Annotated in this window: 11 protein-coding genes and 1 pseudogene; 10 read left to right on the top strand and 2 right to left on the bottom strand. The window is 75.0% G+C overall.

From position 1 onward, the window contains the following. The first annotated feature begins 139 nt into the window (after positions 1-139). The 6 genes from BLU95_RS44985 (at position 140) to BLU95_RS06955 (ending at position 7,366) form a co-directional block, all read left to right on the top strand. Positions 140-2,020, top strand: coding sequence for a prolyl oligopeptidase family serine peptidase (locus BLU95_RS44985; protein ID WP_107452487.1), 1,881 nt, complete (start codon positions 140-142; stop codon positions 2,018-2,020). Then, positions 2,017-2,175 carry a hypothetical protein gene (locus tag BLU95_RS42980; protein WP_167349777.1) on the top strand — a complete coding sequence of 53 codons (159 nt, stop codon included), beginning with the start codon at positions 2,017-2,019 and terminating at the stop codon, positions 2,173-2,175. Before BLU95_RS44985 ends, BLU95_RS42980 begins: the two co-directional genes overlap by 4 nt. A 104-nt stretch (positions 2,176-2,279) precedes the next feature. Further along, positions 2,280-4,196, top strand: coding sequence for a RiPP maturation radical SAM C-methyltransferase (locus BLU95_RS06970; protein ID WP_093864693.1), 1,917 nt, complete (start codon positions 2,280-2,282; stop codon positions 4,194-4,196). Continuing rightward, positions 4,177-4,851 carry a DUF5825 family protein gene (locus tag BLU95_RS06965; protein WP_093859207.1) on the top strand — a complete coding sequence of 225 codons (675 nt, stop codon included), beginning with the start codon at positions 4,177-4,179 and terminating at the stop codon, positions 4,849-4,851. The genes BLU95_RS06970 and BLU95_RS06965 overlap by 20 nt, the downstream gene beginning before the upstream one ends. Positions 4,852-4,884: 33 nt before the next feature. After that, positions 4,885-6,084: a cytochrome P450 family protein gene (locus tag BLU95_RS06960; RefSeq protein WP_093859206.1), complete on the top strand. Its 1,200-nt coding sequence runs from the start codon at positions 4,885-4,887 to the stop codon at positions 6,082-6,084. Next, entirely contained in the window at positions 6,077-7,366 is a 1,290-nt protein-coding gene (locus tag BLU95_RS06955) for an MFS transporter (protein WP_093859205.1), read from the top strand. Before BLU95_RS06960 ends, BLU95_RS06955 begins: the two co-directional genes overlap by 8 nt. A gap of 43 nt (positions 7,367-7,409) precedes the next feature. Here the strand turns inward: BLU95_RS06955 and BLU95_RS06950 are convergent, their stop codons facing one another. After that, the gene (locus BLU95_RS06950; protein ID WP_093859204.1) at positions 7,410-7,871 is read right to left on the bottom strand and encodes a rhodanese-like domain-containing protein; all 462 of its coding nucleotides are present in this window, start codon (positions 7,869-7,871) and stop codon (positions 7,410-7,412) included. A 342-nt stretch (positions 7,872-8,213) separates the two neighbouring features. Between BLU95_RS06950 and BLU95_RS06945 the strand changes: the two genes are divergently transcribed. Next, positions 8,214-13,118 (top strand): CLIPPER-2 domain-containing protein, encoded by a 4,905-nt coding sequence (locus BLU95_RS06945; protein ID WP_107452485.1) that lies wholly within the window; start codon positions 8,214-8,216, stop codon positions 13,116-13,118. 148 nt (positions 13,119-13,266) lie between these two features. Here the strand turns inward: BLU95_RS06945 and BLU95_RS43840 are convergent. Further along, a pseudogene (locus BLU95_RS43840) lies at positions 13,267-13,626 on the bottom strand (ricin-type beta-trefoil lectin domain protein); the annotation flags it as partial. A 216-nt stretch (positions 13,627-13,842) separates the two neighbouring features. Between BLU95_RS43840 and BLU95_RS43835 the strand changes: the two are divergent. From BLU95_RS43835 to BLU95_RS42875, 3 genes are all read left to right on the top strand, one after another. Continuing rightward, positions 13,843-14,304 (top strand): hypothetical protein, encoded by a 462-nt coding sequence (locus tag BLU95_RS43835; RefSeq protein ID WP_162497183.1) that lies wholly within the window; start codon positions 13,843-13,845, stop codon positions 14,302-14,304. Between the two features lie 414 nt (positions 14,305-14,718). Next, positions 14,719-15,267, top strand: coding sequence for a sigma-70 family RNA polymerase sigma factor (locus BLU95_RS06935; protein WP_093859201.1), 549 nt, complete (start codon positions 14,719-14,721; stop codon positions 15,265-15,267). Then, positions 15,264-17,054 carry a hypothetical protein gene (locus tag BLU95_RS42875; RefSeq protein WP_162497182.1) on the top strand — a complete coding sequence of 597 codons (1,791 nt, stop codon included), beginning with the start codon at positions 15,264-15,266 and terminating at the stop codon, positions 17,052-17,054. Before BLU95_RS06935 ends, BLU95_RS42875 begins: the two co-directional genes overlap by 4 nt. The last annotated feature ends 3 nt before the right edge of the window (positions 17,055-17,057 follow it).

Below are 17,057 nucleotides of genomic sequence, written 5' to 3'. Positions count from 1 at the left end.
AGAGGTCTGTTCGAGGCCGCAGCACCCCCCTAGAGTGGACCGCGCTCCTCCACAAGTGACCTTTACGTCACAGGAGTTCACTGGTCCCTCGATCGTTCGGCGCAGCCTGTTCCCACCATCGAGCCGGAAGGGCGGGTCCGTGACACAGGCGTACCAGTCCCCGGGCTTCGCCGCGCTCGCCGCGGACCGCGCGGTCGAGACGCGGCTCGTCGAGGAGCGCTGGCAGGCGGTGGCCTGGGACCTCCGGACGGACCGCCGCCGGGTGGTCACCGACCGGCCCGGCGGCGTCCACCTGAGCGAGATCGAGCCGGACGGCGACGCCATCTGGTGGTTCGACGCCGACAGCGACGAGCGGGGCCGGTGGCGCCGGGAGCCGTTCGCCGGCGGTGCGGACGGCGAGGCGCTGCGGGGGGTGCCGCCCGGTCGCCCGTACGGCGTCGCCTTCGACCGGACGGGCGCGCTCGCGGCGGTGGCGGTCGGCGTCGACGGGGCCTCGCACTGCTACGTCGGACCGCCCGCGGGCGAGGCGCGGCTGATCGGTTCCGCGCCGGGGTACCTGAGCCTGGCCGACCTGTCGCCGGACGGTCGGCTGCTCGCCCTCGGCGGGCGGCCCGACGGGGACGACGCGGTGCTGCTGTGGCGGACGGACGGGGGCCCGGCCGTCCGTGCGGCCGGGGGCGGCGGACTGCGGCTCTGGCCGATCGAGTTCGACCCGCTCGCGCTCCTCGACCCCGAACTGCTGCTGGTGGTCGAGGAGGACGAGCGGTACACGGTCGCGACCTGGCGCGCGGACACCGGCCTGCGCCGCTACCCGGGCCTGTCGTTCGACGCCCAGATATCGGCCGGCTGGTACCGGGGTCCGCGCGGGGTGCTGATCCAGCACGAGCGGGCCGGACGCAGCCGACTGCTGCTCGCCGACCTCGGCCCGTCGCCGGTGGTCCGGGAGCTCGGAACACCCGGCGGCACCATCCACGACCTGTCCTGCGCCCCGGACGGCACCCTGCACTGCGTCTGGAGCCGGGAGTCCACCCCGCCCCGACCGCTGGTGCTGCGTCCGGAGGCGGGGGCGACGGCCCGCCCCGGCCCCGACCTGGACCCGGACCACCCGGACCACCCGGACCACCCGGACCACGCGGACCCGGACCACGCGGACCCGGACCACGCGGACCCGGACCTCGACGGCACCTCCCGCGGCCGCCGCTGGACGCCCAGCCCCTACGGGCGGATCCACAGCTTCGTCAGCACCCCGCCCGGCCCGGGCCCGTGGCCGACGCTGTTCCTGGTGCACGGCGGCCCCGCCACCCACGACCGGGACTCCTACGACCCCCGGGTGAACATCCTGGTCGGCCACGGCTACGCGGTGGTGCGCACCAACTACCGCGGCTCCACCGGTTACGGGGCCCGCTGGCAGCACGAGTACGACCACCGGGTCGGGCTGGCCCAGATCGAGGACCTGGCCGCCGTCCGCGCCGAGCTGGTCGCCGACGGCACGGCGCTCGCGGACCGCACCGGCCTCTGCGGGTTCTCCTGGGGCGGCTACCTGACCCTGCTCGCGATGGGCGCCCAGCCGGACCTGTGGTCGCTCGGCATGGCCGCCCAGCCGATCGCGGACTACCCCGCCACCTACCGCGGCACCACCCCGGCCCTGCGCGCACTCGACCGGCAGCTCTTCGGCGGGAGTCCCGACGAGGTGCCCGAGCGCTACCGCGCGGCCGACCCGCGGTCGTACGTGCACCGGGTCCGTTCGCCGGTGCTGCTGGTCGTCTCGCGGGACGACGAGCGGTGCCCGCCCGAGCAGGTGGCCCGCTACGCCGCGGACCTGCGCCGGCTGGCGGTGCCGCACGAGCTGCTCAGGGTGGACGGCGGCCACTACAGCCGCCGGACCGCCGACCACCGGTCGGTGCTGGCCGCGATGGTCCGGTTCGCCGGACGGGCCTGGCCGGCACCACCCCACCGACCTCCCCGGGGCGACCGCTCCGGGGGATCCGCCCAGCCGATGGAAGGAGGTGAACAGCCATGAAGCGTCGCAGCATCCAGAACGACCCGATCGGTACCCCGGAGCGTGACCGTGGCGCGGTGATCGTCCAGAACTTCGCGCTCGACATCACCAAGGCCGCACCGGTCGCGCCCGCCCTCAAGGGGCAGCCGAAGCCGAAGCCGGAGTCCAAGAAGTGATTCCGGGTCGCTCCGGGGCGCCCCGGCGCTCCGGAGCGGCACTCCGCCTGCCGTCCCCGCCCACCGCCCGGGTCCACCGTCCGCGCACGACAGAAGTGGCCATCATGCGTATCGTCCTGCTGCACATGCCCTGGGGTGCGATCGACGTGCCGTCGCTGGCGCTCGGGATCCTGCACACCGCCGCCGCCCGCGCCGGCCACGAGGTCGAAGTACGGTACGCCAACCTGGACTTCGTGGACTGGGCGGCCGGGACCACCGGATTCGGCGTGGACGACTACGAGTACTTCTCCGAGAAGTCCTACTTCCAGGGCGCGGGGGACTGGGCGTTCGCGGGCGCGCTGTACGGCGACGACGAGCCCGCTCCGGGCTTCGCCGAATCCGCCGACCCCGAGCGGTACTTCGAGTACCTGGCCACCAACGGTGCGAGCGAGCAGGAGATGGCGCTCACCCGGGCCACCCGGGCGATCGCCCCCGAGTTCATCGCGCGACTGGTGGACGAACTCGCCGCCGACCCGCCGGACCTGGTCGGCTTCACCACCACCTTCCAGCAGAACACGGCCAGCCTCGCCGCCGCCCGCCTGCTCAAGCAGCGCTGCCCGCAGGTGCGCACGGTGTTCGGCGGCGCCAACTGCGACGGCCCGCAGGGCGCCGCGCTGCACCGCAACTTCCCCTTCCTGGACTACGTGGTGCGCGGCGAGGGCGAGGCGGCCTTCCCGGCGCTGCTGGCGGGCGGCGACCTCGCGGCCGTTCCCGGGCTGTGCTGGCGCGACGCGTCCGGGAAGTCGACCGTCAACGAGATGTCGCGCCGCCCGCTGCCGCCCGCGGCGATCCTGACACCCCGCTACGACGGCTTCTACGAGCGGCTGGACGCCTCCGTCGCGGCGGGCTGGGTCGACCCCAAGCTCGTCCTGGAAGGCTCCCGGGGCTGCTGGTGGGGGGAGAAGCACCACTGCACCTTCTGCGGCCTCAACGGCTCCTCGATGGAGTTCCGCTCCAAGCCGCCGGCGGACTTCCTCGCCGAGGTGCTCACCCTCGCCGAGCGCCACCAGCTGCTGGACGTCTACGTCGTCGACAACATCCTGGACATGGGCTACTTCGACACCGTCCTCAAGTCCCTGGCCGAACTCCCCGTCGACCTGCGGCTGCACTTCGAGATCAAGGCCAATCTGCGCCGCCACCAGTTCCAGCTGCTCGGCGACTCGGGCGCGGCCCAGGTGCAGCCCGGCATCGAGAACCTGAGCACCCGGGTCCTGAGGATCATGGACAAGGGGGTGACGGGCTGCCAGAACGTGCGGGCGCTGCGGGACGCGCAGAGCGCCGGCGTCTCGGTCACCTGGAACTACCTCTACGGCTTCCCGGGCGAGCAGCCGGAGGACTACGAGTCGGTGATCCGGCAACTGCCCGTACTGCACCACCTGGACCCGCCGACCGGTGCGGGGCGGATCGCGATCGAGCGGTTCAGCCCGTACTTCGACCGCCCGGAGCTGGGCTTCCAGATCACCCGGCCGGCCTTCCAGTACCGCGCGACCTACCGGCTGCCGGAGAGCGAACTCGCCGAACTGGCCTATGTGTTCACCGCACCGCCGCGGGGGATCGGCGGCCCGGTCGCGGAGCGCCTGGGCGAGGCGGTGGACACCTGGCTCGCCCGCTTCCCCGACAGCCGGCTCACCTACCGGGAGGCGGGCGGGCGGATCGTGCTGGTCAACACCCGGCCCGGGTACGACTGGCGGGTGGTCGAGCTGACCGACCCGGTGGAGATCGCCGCCTTCCGGCTGCTCGGCCAGCCCCGCTCGCCCGCCGCGCTGGCCGCGAAGCTCCCCGGCGGCGCGGCGGCGGCCGAACCGGTCCTGGTGCGCTTCACCGCGCTGGGCCTGCTGTTCCACGACGGGGACAGCTACCTCCAGGTCGCCGTCGAGTCCGACAACCAGGTGCTGATGCGGATGCGGTACCGGCACGGCCCCGCCGCCGTCCGTCCCCGCACCGAGACCGAGGAGGTGCTGGATGCCGTCCCGATCGGCTGAGCGGACCGACGCCGGAGCCTGGTCGGCGGCCGGGCCGGAGGCCGAGCTCTGGCTCGACTACGACCCCGCCGTCCGGGAGTTGCCGGGCATCGGGCTCGGCCGCCGGACCCTGGCCGGACCGGCGGGGGAGGAGATCACCGAGCTGCACCGGGCCGGCGTCCGCTGTCTGAGACTGACCGAACCGGTGCGGCTGTGCGCCGACGCGCCGGCGGCCTCGGCGCGGGCCCTGATGCTGCTGCGCGACGCGACCGGGCAGGGGCTGGCCGTGCTCTGGCACGCGGTCTGCACCGACGGCTGCGTCGAGCAGCGGAGGTTCCACCACCTCTACCCGCCCGCGGAGCTGACCGGTGCGGCGGCCGGGGTCGCCGCCGACTGGCGGGCGAGCTACTTCCCGAGCAAGTGCGTCTACCGGCGCGGCCCCGGTTTCGTGGAGGTGCGCGACCGCCGCTTCGGGACGCTGGAGCTGTTCACCGTCGACGAGCCCGGCCATCTGGCCCGACTGGACGCCCTGGCCGAGGGCGTCGAGGTCGGTCTGCTGCCGGAGGCCGTGCACCGGGACTTCGCCGAGGCCGGTCTGATCGCCGAACAGGCGGGCCGGGCCTGGTTCCTGCCCATGCGGGTGCGCCGCTGGCCCTTCCCGTCGCTGACCGTCTGACCCGACCTGCCCCACCCGTCCGAGGAGAGAACCATGAGCACCGCGGTCGACGACGCCGCCGCGCGGATGTCCGCGTTCATCCGCGACCCCTACCCCACGCTCGCCCGGATCCGCGAGGCCGGCGCGGTCTCCGTGGTGGAGTTCGGCGAGGGCCTGCCGGTCTACCTGGTGACGCGGTACGAGGACGTCCGGACCGCGCTGATGGACCCGCGGTTCGGGCAGGACGTCCGCCGCAGCCAGGCCATCGCCAGCGGCCGCGGCGCCGGTCTGACCCTCGGCTCGGACGTCGTCCACATGCTCAACAGCGACCCGCCGGACCACACCAGGCTGCGCCGTCTGATCCAGGGCGTCTTCACCCGTCGCCGGGTGGACCTGATGCGGCCGATGGTCGAGCGCATCGCCGGCGGCCTGCTGGACGGTCTGCGCGGGCGGGGGACGGCCGACCTGGTGACGGACTTCGCCTTCCCGCTGCCGATCATGGTCATCTGCGAGCTGCTGGGCTTCCCCCCGGAGGACATGCGGGACTTCCGCACCTGGTCGACGGCGATCCTGACCCAGGGCGGCGACATGACCTTCGACCAGGCCACCGGCGAACTGAACGACTACCTGCGGGAGTTGATGATCGCCCGACGCTCGTCCCCGCGCACCGACATCCTCACCGACCTGGTGCGGGCCTGCGACGCGGGCGAACTCACCGAGAAGGAGGTGTTCTCGATGGTCTTCCTGCTGCTGATCGGCGGCCACGAGACCACCGTCAACCTGCTCGGCACCGCCACCCTCGCCCTGCTCCACCACCCGGACGAACTGGCCCGGCTGCGCGCCGACCCGACGATGATGCCGGTCGCGATCGACGAGTTCCTGCGCTACGAGTCCCCGGTGAGCATGGCCACGATGCGCTTCACCAACGCCGAGGTGACGGTCGACGACGTGGAGATCCCGGCGGACGAGCTGGTGCTGCTCTCGCTCGGCGCGGCCAACCGGGACCCGGCCCGTTTCACCGACCCGGACCGGCTGGTCCTGGACCGGAACGACCCGGGCCACCTGGCCTTCGGACAGGGCCTGCACCGGTGCCTCGGCTCCTTCCTCGGCAAACTGGAGAGCGAGGTGGCGCTGACCGGTCTGCTGGAGCGCTTCAGCCGGATCGAGCTGGCCGCCGCCGAGGAGACCCTGCCCTGGCGCAACACGATCATGCTGCGCGGTCTGGAGTCGCTCCCGGTCTCGCTCGATGGCTAGCGGCACGGGCACGGGCACGGGCGGCGGCGCGGGCACCGACCGCGGCGCCGTGCCGGGCGGGCCGCTGCGCTTCCGCCCCCGGATCGGCCTCGCGCCGCTGCGCTCGCGCGGCTACCGGCTGCTGGTGATCGGCCAGGGCACCTCCGAGTTCGGCAACGCGTTCCAGGTGGTCGCCCTGCCGCTGCTGGTCCAGTCCCTCGGCGGCGGCGCCCGTCAGCTGAGCCTGGTCGTCGCCGCCTACGGTGCGGGACGGCTGGCCGCCACCCCGCTCGGCGGGATGTTCGCCGACCGGTTCGGCGCCTGGCGGGTGATGATGACCGCCGACCTCGGCCGGCTGCTCGCCACCGCCGGACTGTGCGCGACCGCCGCCGGAGGATCGGCGAACTACTGGCTGATCGGCGCGCTCGCGCTGCTGGTCGGCCTCGGGGCGGGGGTGTTCCTGCCGGCCGCCTGGGCGATCACCCCGACCCTGCTGCCCGCCGAGGACCTGCACGCCGGCAACGCGCTCAACAGCACCGTGACCTTCGGCGCCGGCCTGCTCGGCCCGGCCGCCGCCGGACCCCTGGTCGCCTGGCTGAACCCGGCCGTCGCCCTGGGCCTGGACGTCGCGACCTTCGCCGTGTCGGCGGCGACCCTGCTGCTGATCGGCCGCGGCAGCACGGTCGCACCACCCCGGCCGATCTCCGAACGGGCCTCCGTACCGAGGAACTTCCGTGCCCTGCTGCGGGAGTCGCCGCTGCTGCGCGCGGTGCTGACGGTGACGGTGGTCGCCAATCTGACGGTCGGCGGCGCCACCAGGGTCGCCCTGCCGACCCTGGCCACCGACGGCTTCGCCGCCGGCGCCGTCGGCCTCGGCCTGCTGCTGGCCGCGTTCACCGGCGGGGCACTGGTCGGCGGCCTGTTCGCGGCCGGTCTCACGGCGGTGCGCTCGCGCGGCCGCACGGCCATGCTCTCCGGGCTGGTGATGGGCGCGGCGATCGGCCTGGTGCCGTTCACCGGACTGGTCGGCGCCGTGCTGCTGCTGCTCGTCGCCGGCGGCGCCAGCACGGTGACCAACGTCCTGGTCGTCACCGGCGTCCAGAAGAGCACGCCGCCCGCCCTGCTGGCCCGGGTGATGGCGGCCATCACCTTCTGCGGGCTGGGCGTCTTCCCGGTCTCCGTGATCGCGGCCGGCGCGGCGGTCGAGACCTTCGGGAGCGGCGGCGTCCTCGCGACCACCGGCCTCTGCCTGCTCGGCGCCTTCGGCTACGCCCTCACCCGCCCCGAGATCCGCGAACTGTGAGCCCGGCGCGGGCCCACCGTGGGCCCGGCGCGGATCCACCGCCTCAGCAGGCGCAGGAGATGCCCGAGCGCGGGGCCGTCAGGTCGTCGATCGGCCGCCGCTCGGTGCCTTCGGCCGTCTCGAACGCGAAGCCCTCGCGGACCCAGTACTCGAAGCCGCCGAGCATCTCCTTCACCCGGTAGCCGAGCCGGGCGAAGGCGAGCGCGGCCCGGGTGGCACCGTTGCAGCCGGGACCCCAGCAGTAGGTGACGACGGTGGCCCCGCGGTCGACCAGTTCCCCGGCCAGCTCCGGGATCCGGACGGTGGGCAGGTGCAGCGCACCCGGGATGTGCCCCTGCGCCCACGCGACCTCGCTCCGCGAGTCGACGAGGACCAGCCCGGGCACACCCGCCGTGAGGTCGGCGCGCACGTCCGAGACATCGGCCTCGAAGCTGAGCCGGGAGAGGAAGTGCGCCTCGGCGACGGCCGGCTCGGCGGGCGGAACGGAGAGAACGGCGCTGGTCATCGGGCACTCCTGGGATCGAGCGGTACGGGCTGGTGCACCGATCCTGTCGCAGGGCCGGTGCCGCCCACGAGTGTCGTGATCGCCGCCGTTCGCCAAGATCCCGCCATGCCGGATCCGCCTCCCTTCGCGCAGGGGTGTTGCGTCCGTTCAGGGGATTTCTCCCGTGTTGCTACGACCTGTCACATAAGCGTCATGTGAATGTCACTGCTGGTGACCGGACCGGGAATCCGCGCGGGATGTGACGACGGCGGCCGTCACCTGTCCCTCATGGCGCGTCCGTCCGACAGGTGGTTGATCTCCATGTTCCGGCCCGGCAGGCCCCCTCTTCGTTCGAATCCCCCGGTGCGACCCGGGTCCTCATTCCTCCCCGCCGCCCTGCTCCGCGGGCCGGCCCGGGGCCTGGTCGCCGTGCTCGCCGCACTCGCCGTCGTCCTCGGCGCCGCGCCCGCTCTCGCCTACGAGGCCCCGAGCGGCGCGGGCACCGGTGTCACCGGTTTCAACGGGTACCGGGACATCCCCTTCCCGTCGGGCATGTCGATGAAGGCGTCCGTCGTCGGCAACATCCAGGTCCAGGAGGGCCTGACGCTGAGCTCCATCGGCAGCCCGGCCGCCTCCCACTACCAGCCGCAGCTGGACCCGACCCGGGCGTACGCGATCCGCGTCCGCACCCGGCCGCAGCAGGACTGCCCGGCGAACTCCACCTGCCCGGCGGGCACGCTCACCGTGACCTTCAAGCACCCGGTGCGCAACCCGATCCTCAGCCTGGCGGGCCTGGGCGCGGGCGCCAACGGTCCCGGCTTCGTCACCGGCACCCACTCCCAGCTGACGCTCACCGGCTCGGACCAGCCGGCCGAGCTGACCCAGTCCAACGACGGTGCCACGCTGTTCGTGGCCGGGCGCACGATCCGGCCGCGCAGCGGCACCGCCCAGGCCAACTGCCAGGACGGCAACGCCAATCTGCGGGCCGGCTGCGGCAGTGTGCCGGTCGTCGGCACGGTGTCGACCCTGACCTTCGCGGTCGACTTCGTCACCCAGCGCGTCGCCATGGCGGCGTCCGCCAGCGACGGCCAGGACGACTGGGCACTGTCCGCGCTGGTGCGGGACGACTGTTCGAACGCGCCGGTCTCCTACGGCAACGCCTCGCACGTGATCGGTGACCTGACGCTCGGTCAGGAGGTCTCCGAGAACGTCCAGACCTCGATGATCACCCAGGCCTGCCGCCAGGAGGACGACGACCGGGACCTCAACCCGGACTTCGGCACCCTGAGCGCGGGGTCGGCCGGGCGGACGTACTCGCTGACCGTCCCCGTGAACGGCCCCGCCGCCGGCTCCGCCGCGCCCGCGTACGCGGCGGCGTGGATCGACTTCGACGGCAGCGGGGGCTTCGGCACCGCCGAGCGGGCCACCGCGACGGTCGCCCCCGGGCAGACCTCGGTGACGTTCACCTGGACGGTGCCCGCGGGAGTCGTCGCCGGTCCGACCTGGAGCCGGTTCCGGCTCGGGTACGACCAGGCCCAGGTGGAGGCGCCGACGGGCATGGCGGACTCCGGCGAGGTGGAGGACTGGCCGCTGACCATCGGCGCGGCCCCCGCGCTGACGCTGGAGAAGAAGGCCGACCCGGCCACCGTCGGCAAGGCCGGCGACCAGGTCCGCTACAGCTTCACGGTCACCAACAGCGGCACCCTCCCGATCACCGACCCGGTGGTGAACGAGACGTCCTTCTCCGGCACCGGCACGCGTCCGCAGGTCAGCTGCCCGCCCGGCAGCGTCGCCCCCGGGGCCTCCGTCACCTGCACCGGCACCTACACCGTCACCCAGGCCGACGTGGACGCCGGGCGGATCGAGAACGCCGCCACCGCGACCGCGACCCCGCCGGCCGGGACGAACCCGCCGGTCTCCAACGAGTCCACCGTCACCGTCACCGCGCCTCCCGCGCCCGACCTCGCGCTGCGCAAGAGCGCCGCCGAGACCGGCGCCCTGCAGGTCGGCGAGGTCGTCCACTACGCCTTCGAGATCACCAACACCGGCAACGTCACGCTCGCCCCGGTGAGCGTCGGCGAGACCGCGTTCACCGGCCGCGGCACGGCCCCGCAGATCACCTGCCCGGCCGCGGCGGACTCGCTCGCCCCCGGTGCGGTCGTCACCTGCACCGCCGAGTACACCGTCGTCCAGGCGGACGTGGACGCGGGGACGATCGAGAACACCGCCACCGCGACCGGCACCCCGCCCGGCGGCGGCACCCCCGTCACCTCCGACCCCTCCAGCACCGTCGTCCCCTTCACCCCCAGGCCCTCGCTGGACGTCGACAAGGTCGCCGACAAGCAGCGCCTCGTCGCCGGCGAGACCCTGACCTACACCTACACGGCGACCAACACCGGCAACGTCACCCTGACGGACATCACGGTCACGGAGACCTCCTTCACCGGCAGCGGGGGAGCGCCGAAGGTGAACTGCCCGGCCGGTGAGCTGGCCCCCGGCGCCTCCCGGACCTGTACGGCGACGTACACGGTGACGCAGGCGGACGTGGACGCCGGGAAGATCGACAACGCGGCCACCGCGACCGGCACCCCGCCCGGCGGCGGCACCCCCGTCACCTCGCCCCCCGCCACCACCACCGTCACCGCCGACCGCACTCCGGCGCTGACGATTGCCAAGTCCTCCGACAAGCAGCAGCTCGTCGCCGGTGAGGACATCACCTACACCTTCACCGTCACCAACACCGGCAACACCACCCTCACCGAGGTCGGCGTCACCGAGACCGAGTGGACGGGTTCCGGCCCCGCGCCGAAGGCGACCTGCCCGGCGGGTCCGCTCGCCCCCGGCGGCCAGGTGCGGTGCACCGCCACCTACACCATCACCCAGCAGGACGCCGACCGCGGCACCCTGCGCAACTCCGCCACCGCGACCGGCACCCCGCCCGGCGGCCTGCCTCCCGTCACCAGCCCGCCCGACTCGGTCCTGGTGCCGCACGACTCCCGACCCGCCCTGACCGTGGCGAAGAAGGCCGAACCGGCCACCGTCGCCAAGGCCGGTGAGCAGGTCGTCTACACCTTCGTCCTCACCAACACCGGGAACGTCACCCTGACCGACCTCAAGGTCACCGAGACCTCGTTCAGCGGCAGCGGCGGCGCGCCAGAGGTCGACTGCCCCGGCGGTCCGCTGACCCCCGGCGCCGTCCTCACCTGCACCGCCCGCTACGTCGTCACCCAGGCCGACGTGGACGCCGGGAGGATCGACAACGCCGCCACCGCGACCGGCACCCCGCCGGCCGGCCTCACCCCGCCGGTCTCCCCGGAGGCCGGGACCACCGTCACCGTGCCCCCGCGACCGCACCTGACGCTGCGCAAGACCGTCGCCGAGACCACTGCGCTGCAGGTCGGCGAGATCCTGCACTACTCCTTCGAGGTCACCAACACCGGCAACGTCACCATGACCGATGCGGGCGTCGGTGAGACGGCGTTCACCGGTCGCGGCACCGCGCCGACGACGGTCTGCCCCGACGCCGCGAAGTCCCTCGCCCCCGGCGCGACCGTGACCTGCACCGCCGAGTACACCGTCGTCCAGGCGGATGTGGACGCGGGGACGATCGAGAACACCGCCACCGCGACCGGCACCCCGCCCGGCGGCGGCACCCCGGTCACCTCGCCGCCGTCCAGCACCGTCGTCCCCTTCACGCCCCGGCCCTCGCTGGTGGTCGAGAAGAGCGCGGACAAGCAGCGGCTGGTGGCGGGCGAGCGGATCACCTACTCGTACCTCGTCACCAACACCGGCAACGTCACCCTCTCCGACGTCCGTGTGGACGAGGGCGCCTTCAGCGGCACCGGGACCCTGTCCCCGGTCAGCTGCCCCGAGGACGCCGTGTCGCTCGAACCCGGACGCATCGTCACCTGCACCGCCGAGTACACCGTCACCCAGGCCGACGTGGACGCCGGGAGGATCGACAACGCGGCCACCGCGACCGGCACCCCGCCCGGTGGCACCCCCGTCGCCTCGCCCCCCGGCACCACCACCGTCCCCACCGACCCGAGGCCGGCGCTGACCGTCGTCAAGTCCTCCGACAAGCAGCAGCTCGTCGTCGGCGAGACCATCACGTACACCTACACCGTCACCAACACCGGCAACGTCACCCTGACCGGCGTCGGTGTGAGCGAGACCGAGTGGACCGGCTCCGGGCCGGCCCCGCGGGTCACCTGCCCGGACGCCGCGAAGTCACTGGCTCCCGGCGCCCAGGTGCTGTGCACCGCCACCCACACCGTCACCCAGGACGACGCCGACCGCGGCACCGTCCGCAACACCGCGACCGCGACGGGCACCCCGCCCGGCGGCGGCACCCCCGTCACCGGCCCGCCGTCCTCCGTGACGGTGCCGCACGAGTCCCGCCCGGCCATGGTCCTGGAGAAGAAGGCCGAGCCCGCCACCGTCACCAAGGCCGGCGAGCGGATCACCTACACCTTCACCGTCACCAACACCGGCAACATCACCCTCACCGGCGTCCACCCCGTCGAGTCCAGGTTCACCGGCACCGGCAAGCGCCCGCCGATCGCCTGCCCGCCCGGCTCCGGCGAACTGCGGCCCGGTCAGCAGCTGGTCTGCAGCACCTCCTACACCGCCACCCAGGCCGACATCGACGCCGGTTCGATCAGCAACACCGCGACCGCGACGGGCACCCCGCCCGGCGGCGGCACCCCCGTCACCAGCCCGCCCGACACCGTCACCGTCACCGCACCCCACCACCCCGCCCTCGACCTGGTCAAAACCGCGGACCCGGCGAGTGCCGCGGCGGGTGCGACCGTGACCTACCGCTTCACCCTCACCAACACCGGCAATGTGACGATCGAGCACATCGCGGTGAGGGAAGGCGAGTTCAGCGGGACCGGCACCGTGTCCGCGATCTCCTGCCCCGAGTCGGCCCTGGGCGTCGGTCAGCAGCTGGTCTGCACCGCCACCTACCGGGTCACCACCGAGGACGCCGCCCGCGGCACCCTCACCAACACCGCCACCGCGACCGGCACCCCGTTCGGCAGCAACCACCCCGTCACCTCGCCCCCCGCCCGGACCACCGTCACCACCCACCCCGCCGCCGCGCCCACCCCGCGCCCGGCACCGCACCCCGCCCCCTGGCACCCGGGCGTCCTCCCGCACACCGGGGCGGGCGTGAGCGAGGGGCTGGCCGGGGCGGCCCTGGCCCTGACGGCGGGCGGAGGGATCGCCCTGTCCGTCGCCCGCCGCAGGCGCCGCCGGCCGTAGTTCCCGGCCGACGGTCGCACGACCGGGGTGGGGCTCCCGAGGAGGGAGTCCCACCCCCTTCGCGTTCGGCGGCCCGGCCCGACGGGCCCTGTCCGTGCCGGTGCCCGCGCGGGCGGCCTCGCACTCGCGCACGGCCCGGGCGGGCGGGTCAGCGGCGGTACCACTTCTGGTTGGGGGTGCCGGAGCAGTCCCACAGCTGGAGCGGGGTGCCGGCGGCGGTGCCCTTGTCCTTGGCGTCCACGCACTTGTTCGCCTGGGGGTTGACGAGGTCCTCCGGACCCGCGAGGACGAACCGCTGGGCGGGGCTGCCGTTGCAGACCGCCACCTGGATCCGGGTGCCGTTGAGGACCGAGCCCCAGGCCACGTCCATGCAGAGGTCGCCGGCCCGGACGGTGCCGTCCGCGCGGAAGTCCCAGGTCTGCCAGGCGCCGCCGGTGCAGTCCTGGAGCTCCAGTCCGACGCCGTCGCCGAGCCGGCGGCCGACGGTGCCGATGCAGCGCTGCGAGCCGCGCCCCGCGAGGGGGCGGCCGGGGGGCGGCGGAGCGGGCGCGGGCGCCTGGGTGGTGGGCGCCGGTGGCGCGGGCGCGGCGGGCGGCGGTGCCGGGGCCTGGGTGGTGACGGCGGGCTGGGCCGCCGGGGCGGCCGGCTGGGCCGCGGGCGGTTGGGCGGCGGGGGCTGCGCGGCGGGGGGCTGGGCCGCCGGTGGCTGGGCGGCGGGGGCCTGGGTGGCGGACGCCGGTTGGTCCGGCGCGCCGGCCGGCGCCGGTGCGCGGGTCTGCGGTCGGGCGGTGGACGGCGGGACGGCGGCGGGCGGGCGGTCGGCGCCCCGGTCGGTGGTGTTCGGCCGGTCCGGCTCCGGCCCGGCCGCCACCGGATCGGCGGCGGCCGCGGCCGGGTCGGTCGCCGGGGGCGGCTCGGCGGGCGGTGCGGTCGACGGCTCGGGGCCGGCAGGGGGGCTCGGCGTGCCGTCGGCCGGGTCGGCGGCCCCGGGGGCGACGGCCGTCGCCGTGGTGGCGGGGCCGGTGGCGGCGTTCGGCGCGGCATGCGGTGCGCCGCCGTTCCCGGCGGGCAGCAGGGCGGAGCCGAGGGCGACGGCGCCGACCAGCGCGGCCGCGGCGGTCGTGGTGGTCCAGACCCGGGCCTGCGGCAGGAGACCGCGCGGCGGGTTCGGGGTGTGGCGCAGGTAGCTGTCGGAGAAGCGCGCGGGCGCGGGGTGCCGGCCCGCCGCGGTCGTGCCGCCCTCCCGGTCCGGCCGGGGCGCCGGGACGGGCGGGAAGTCCCCGTCGGGCACGGCGGCTGACGGCGGGTCGGACGGTCCGGACAACGTGGCCTCCAGGGCGAGGGCGGGCGCTGGCATGCTCCTCCGGCCGTCCGGCCGCGGTGTGAACCCGAGGTGTCGTTCCAGTGGCGGCGACCCGACATTCCTGGCGTGTCCATCTCATGCAAGGTCGGAGTGGCCCGGAGTTCACCGGCGGGTGGGGTGCCCGTTCCCCCGCGGCGTTACGGTGACGGCCGTCCGGGGACGGACCCATGATCCGAATGACCCGAACCGAGGGCGCGGCAGCGTCCGGACGGTCCCGCGAGGAGAGCAAGGCAGCAACATGGCGCACACAGCCGACGAGGCCCGGTCGGGGCCGACCGCCGCACCGTGGGCGGAACTCCTGGTGGCCGAACGCGAGGTCCTGTACCGCTTCATCAGCGGACTCGGCGACAACGACCCGCACCGGGCGGAGGACATCGTCCAGGAGGCGATGTTACGGGCCTGGCAGGCCGCCGAGGCGCTGGACTGGGACAGCCGGCCGATCCGGATGTGGCTGTTCACGGTCGCCCGCCGCCTGCTGATCGACGAGTGGCGCAAGAACCGCGCGGTGCCGGTCGGCATCGCGGTCGAGGGCTTCCCGGCCCCCGTCGCGGCGGACGCCGCCGACCCGTCCGACCGGATCCTCGACCGGCTGGTGCTGGTCGACGCGCTCCGCTCGCTCGACCGCATCCACCAGGAGGCCGTGGTGCACGTCCATCTCCTCGGGCGCCCCGGCGCGGAGGTCGCCCGCGCTGTCGGGATACCCGGCGGGACCCTCAAGTCGCGCACCCACCACGGCGTCCGGTCGCTGCGCCGGCACCTGGCCGACCGGGGTGTGGTCGCCTCGTGACCGGTACCGTCGGCCGCGCCGCGGCCGAAGCGCCCTCCGTCCCGGCCGTCCGGCCCGCGGGCGCCGCCCTCGCGTCGTTCCCGCCGTCCGGCCTCCTGCCGGCGATGCCCGGCACCACCACGCTGATCGGGATCGGCGGGGTACTGGTGCTGTTCGCCGTGCTGGCCCACCTCACCGCCCGCCGGGCGGGCGGCTGGCGGGCGTTCCGGCGCCGGCTGCGCCGCGAACTCCGCGCGACAGCGGCCGCGTTCGCCGCCCCGTTCGCGGCGCGACTGCGGTACGGGCGTCAACTGGGCACCGTCCGGCGGCTGCTGGCCGGTCGCGAGGGATGGGCCGACGCCGAGCGGGCCGTCCTCGACGCCGGACGGGTGGCGGGGGCGCGCCCGTACGCCGTGCTGCTCGGCGCACACACCGTCGGCGTGCTGGTGTCCTGCGGTCCGGGCCGGCCGCCGGGCCCGCCCGGGCCGTGGGTGGTGGACGCGGCGGACCCGCGGCTCTGGTGGGCCGCCCGGGACGAGCTGCGGCCGACGGTCGCGGGCGGCGGCCCGGCACCGCTGCTGGCGCTGGTCGGGACCGACGGTCCCACCGCGGTGCTGCTCGACCTCGCGACCGGACCCGCCGTGACCGAGTTCGGAGGCGACCGGGTGCGCGCCCACGCCGTGCTCCAGGCGGTGGCGGCGCAGTTGGACGCCCGCCTGCCGGTGGGCGCGGTCGTGGTCGCCGACGGTGTGCACGTGCGCCACGCGGGTCCGGAGCCGGCCGAGGCGCTTGCCGCGGCGGACCGGGTCGCGGCGGACGGGGAGCCGGCCTTCGCCGTCTGTCCCCTCGCCCCCGCGGGGTTCCGCCCCGCGGCGGGCGCCCGGTTGCTGGTGCTCGGTGGTGCGCGGGGCTCGGCCCGGCTGGTCACGGTCGACCGCGACGGCCTGCGGCTGCGCGGGACGACGCTGCGGGTCGAGGCGGTCGCACTGGCCCGGGCCACGGCCCGGATCCTTCGGACCCTGCCGCCCTACCCGGCCTTCGCACCGGTGGAGTTGGACGACTCCGACCTGGTGGAGCCGGGCGGTGCGCCGGTCGGTGCGGAGGAGCCGTCGGAGCCGGAGCTGCTGCCGGCGGCGGTCGGTTCGGAGGAGCCGTCGGAGCCGTCGGAGCCGTCGGAGCCGTCGGAGCCGGAGGAGCTGCCGGCGGCGCCGGGGTCGGCGGATCCGGGGGAGTCCGAGGAACCGTCCGGGACCGCGTCCGGTCCGTCGGACCTGTCGGAGCCGTCGGACCTGTCGGAGGAGTCCGCCCCTGGCGGCGAACTGCCGGACACCGGAGCGTCGGTGGCGTCCTCGGCGCAGCCGTTCCGGGTCGGGCCGGTGTATCCGGAGCCGGGCGAGGGGAGCGGATCCGGATCGGAACCGCCGTCGTTCCGGGTCGGGCCGGTGGTGCCGGACCCGACGGCCCTTCGGCTGTTGCTGCGCGGACCTGAACCGGTGCCGGAGCCGGAGCCGGTCGGGCCGGAAGCGGAGTCCGAGTCCTGGCTCCCGCCGGAGGCCGAGTCCTGGCCCCCGCCGAAACCGAAGCCGGAACCGGAGCCGGAACCGGAGCCGGAACTGAAGCCGGAACCGGAGCCCGAGCCGGTGCCCGAGCCGGTGCCCGAGCCCGAGCCCGAGCCGGAACCGGACCCCGAGCCGGATGTCGAGGACGACTTCGCCGAGCCCGAGCCAGGACCGGCCGGCCCCACGGCCGGTGTCTCCGCGCGCCGCTCCGGGACCGCGCTCCTGTCCGCGACCCGGCACGTCGGCTGACCC

Origin of the sequence: Streptomyces sp. TLI_053 (assembly GCF_900105395.1) — a bacterium.
Lineage (GTDB): Bacteria > Actinomycetota > Actinomycetes > Streptomycetales > Streptomycetaceae > Kitasatospora.
The sequence above is the reverse complement of the archived record's forward strand: the minus strand, read 5'-3'. Positions and strand labels throughout refer to the sequence as shown.